Source organism: Sporichthyaceae bacterium (assembly GCA_036493475.1).
In the GTDB taxonomy this organism is placed as follows: Bacteria; Actinomycetota; Actinomycetes; order Sporichthyales; family Sporichthyaceae; genus DASQPJ01.
On record DASXPS010000174.1, the window covers coordinates 1 to 3,625 of the forward strand.

Below are 3,625 nucleotides of genomic sequence, written 5' to 3' on the forward strand. Positions count from 1 at the left end.
GGGCACGTTGATAGCCCCACACGCCATGAGTGGACGGGGGGTCAGCCGCCGGCGCCGGCTTGCAGGGCGGTGATGCAGGCGACGTCGACGATGTCCTCGGCGATGGCGCCGCGGGAGAGGTCGTTCATCGGCCTGGCCAGGCCCTGCAGGATCGGGCCGACGGCGGTGGCCGAACCCAGCCGGGCGACCAACTTGTAGCCGATGTTGCCGGAGTCCAGATCCGGGAACACCAGCACGTTCGCCCGGCCCGCGACCGTGCCGTTCGGTGCCTTGGCTGCCGCGACCGCCGCCACCAGCGCGGTGTCGGCCTGCAGTTCGCCGTCCACGCACAGGTCCGGGCGGCGGCTGCGCACCAACTCCGTTGCCGCGATCACCTTCTCCGCGTGCGGGTGCGTGGCGCTGCCGATGGTGGAGAAGCTGAGCATGGCGACCCTGGCCGGCTCACGCAGAAAGATCTCCGCGTTGCCCGCGGCGGCGATGGCGATGTCGGCGAGTTGCTCAGCGCTCGGGTCGGGCACCACCGCGCAGTCGGCGAACAGCAGGGAACGGGGACCGTCCTCGGCGTGTGGGCAGTGCATGAGGAAGAAGCTGGAGACGGTGTCCACGCCGGGCGCCGTGCCGATGGCGCGCAGCGCGGCCCGCACGGTGGCGGCGGTGGTGGCCACGCAGCCGGCCACGCAGCCGTCGGCCAATCCGAGTCGCACCAGCAGCGCCCCGACCATCGGTGCGTCGGTGGGGATGGCGTCGAGCTCAGCTTCGGTGACCTCGAATCCCCGCGCCTGGCGGGCCATCAGGTATGCGCGCCGCATGGCGTCCAGATGCGTGGCGATCAGCTCCGCGTCCGGCAGCACCGGCAGCGCCAAGCCCTCATCCGCAAGCACCTTCGCCGCCTGCTGCACCCGAGGGTCGTCGGCCTCCGCCAGCACTACCCGCCGCAGCCTCGCCGCAGCTTGCTCCCGAATCTGGGCCCGGATCTCACTCACGCCCCACCAGCACCCCCCGGTACCCCGAAAGCGCAGAAGCGTACGTCGATGTCCGGTTTGGCATGCGCGGTTCTGCGCTTTCGGGGTTAAGGGCGTCGCTCAGCCCGCGGTGGCCAGCAGCGAGGAGGGGACGGTGACCTCCATCGTCAGCAGGTACTGGGAGTAGGTCTTGCCCTGCGCGTCGAAGATCAGCGACGAGGTGCCGCCGCCGCCGAGCGAGTTGTGCAGCAGGAAGTTCACCGCGAGCAGGTTGGGCAGTGGGTGGCGCTCCACCTCGCCCTGGCAGATGCCCTTGAAGTGGGCCTTCACCACGTCCGCGGATAGGTACTGGGCCAGCCAGGAAAAGATCTCCGGGCTGCGCGCGAGGATGCCGACGTTCGCCGTGTCGCCCTTGTCGCCGGAGCGCGCCAGGCACAGCCGCATCAGCGGGACGGTGACAGGCTCGGAGTCGTCCGGGGTGTAGCCGGCGATCGCGTCCGCGCCGATCGCCATGCCGGGGATGGTGGCCGGGTCCACGGTGGCCGCCGCGCCGGCGGACACCGTCTCGGTGCTCCCCGCGAAGGTCACCGTTGGGTGCACCAGGTCGCGCGAGATCAGCGCCGGCCAGTGCGCGACCACGTCGGCCACTCGAGGACGGCCCTGCTCGGCGGGCACGGTCATGCCGGGCATCGACTGCAGCATCGAGCCCACGATCATCGGCGCGAAGTCGGTGTCGATCTTCTTGCGGTCGTGGTCGCGTACGGCGAGCTGGACGAGCACCTCGCTGGGCTCCTCGCTGCCCAGCGGCGGGTGGCTGGCATCCCAGCCGATGAACGCGCTCGCGGTGGCCTCGTAGTGGTTCTGCCCGCCGGCCAGGTTCCAGATGATGTCGACCGCCGCGCGCGCCTTGCGCAGCGTGTCCGGGCCGGAGACCAGCAGGCGACCCACCGAGCGGTAACCGTCGGCCACCGAAACGGCGACCTTCAGCCGCTCCGGCGGCGGGCCACCGACGATGCCGGACACGTGCACCCGGTCCGGGCCCTCCTGGGTGAGCTGGATGCTGTCGAAGCGGGCCACGCAGTCCGGGGACAGGTAACCGGGCGCACCCATTTCGTAGAGCAACTGCTCGGAGACGGTGTGCACGCTGACCAGGCCGCCGGTGCCGGGGTGCTTGGTGACCACGAAGCTGCCGTCGGCGTGCGCCTCGATCAGCGGGTAGCCCATGTTGGTGTGCGAGGGCACCTTGTGCCAGTCGGTGAAGTTGCCACCCGTGCACTGGCAACCACACTCGATGATGTGCCCGGCGACCACGCCCGCGGCCAGCTTGTCCCAGTCGTCAGCGGCCCAGCCGAAGCGGTGAATCATCGGGGCCAGGGTCACCGAGGTGTCGGTGACCCGCCCGGCGATGACCACGTTCGCGCCCAGCTCCAACGCCCGCACGATCGGCGGGGAGCCGAGGTAGACGTTCGCGGCGAGCACCTGGTCGCGCACCTCGGCCAACGGGTGGCCGGTCTCCAGGTTGGTCAGCTTCTGCCCGCCGGCGAGCAGTCCGTCCAGGTCGGCGTAGAGGTCGTCGCCGGCCACCACCGCGACGCGCACCTTGTCGGCCACGCCCAACTCCGCGGCCAACCGCTCCAGCGCCGCCCCGCAGGCCAGCGGGTTCACGCCGCCGGCGTTGGAGATGATGGTGACGCCCTGCTCCATGCACGGCACCAGCACGTCGCGCATCTGGGTGATGAAGTCGCCGGTATAACCGAGCTCGGGCTTCTTGGCGCGCTGCTTCTGCAGGATCGCCATGGTCACCTCGGCGAGGTAGTCCATGACCAGGTAGTCGATGTGACCACCCTCCACCTGCCGGCGGGCGGCGCTGGGGTCATCGCCCCAGAACCCGCCGCAATTGGCGATGACGATCTTCTCCGCGGTCATCGACTGCCCCTTCTGACGCTGCGTGGGCGCCGGCTGCCGGTCGCCCCAGCTCGTTAATCGCGACAAACATATCGTGTCCAGCCCGGCAGAACACCATACCGAAGCGGGCCTCGGTCTATTCTCGGCCCTGGTCTCGACAAATCCGCTTGCCCCGACCAGTGTTAGCACCCAGTTACCTCGTCGCGACCGGCGGGGCCAGAAGTTCAGGGAGGCGACGATGGCGCTGGCGAGTCAACAGGGCCAGCGCACGCCCCGGCAACGGGAACTGATCACCGCGGCCGCCGAGCTGTTCGCCCAGCACGGCTACCACCAGGTCGGCATCAACGACATCAGCGGCGCGCTGGGGCTGACCGGTCCGGCTTTCTACCGGCACTATCCCAGCAAGGAAGCCGTGCTGGTGGCCATCCTGGACGACGCCATCACCTCCCACCTGGAGGAGGTCGGCGACCTGGCGCGGTCAATCGCCGATCCGCTGGAGGCCCTCGAGGCGATCATCGCCCAACACGTGGCCTTCGTGTTCGATCACATGGCAAGCATCGTCACCTGGCGCACCGAGTTCCGCAGCCTGCCCGCTCAGGACCGGCACCGGCTGCGCTACCTGCAACGTCTCTACACCGAGGAATGGGTGCGCACGGTCAGCGCCATCCGTCCGGACCTGGACATCGAGCAGATCCGCACCATGTGCCAGGGCGCGATCGCGCTCGTCCAGTCGGCCACCGAGTTCGGCAACAAGCTGC

3 protein-coding genes are annotated in these 3,625 nt (G+C 69.7%); 1 reads left to right on the forward strand and 2 read right to left on the reverse strand.

Annotated elements, in window-relative coordinates; all coding sequences use genetic code 11:
• Positions 1 to 41: 41 nt before the first annotated feature.
• Positions 42 to 983, reverse strand: a complete 942-nt coding sequence (locus tag VGJ14_17555; protein ID HEY2834235.1) for a phosphate acyltransferase — start codon at positions 981 to 983, stop codon at positions 42 to 44.
• A 99-nt stretch (positions 984 to 1,082) separates the two neighbouring features.
• Positions 1,083 to 2,888: an acyclic terpene utilization AtuA family protein gene (locus VGJ14_17560; GenBank protein ID HEY2834236.1), complete on the reverse strand. Its 1,806-nt coding sequence runs from the start codon at positions 2,886 to 2,888 to the stop codon at positions 1,083 to 1,085.
• A 217-nt stretch (positions 2,889 to 3,105) separates the two neighbouring features.
• On the opposite strand from VGJ14_17560, the gene VGJ14_17565 reads away from it, so the two are divergent.
• Positions 3,106 to 3,625, forward strand: a 520-nt coding sequence (locus VGJ14_17565; protein ID HEY2834237.1) for a TetR/AcrR family transcriptional regulator, incomplete at its 3' end; no start/stop codon positions are given.

What these genes read in the sequence shown, in the direction of transcription:
- VGJ14_17560 (HEY2834236.1), bottom strand. Translation starts at nt 2,888, where the DNA reads ATGACCGCGGAGAAGATCGTCATCGCCAATTGCGGCGGGTTCTGGGGC.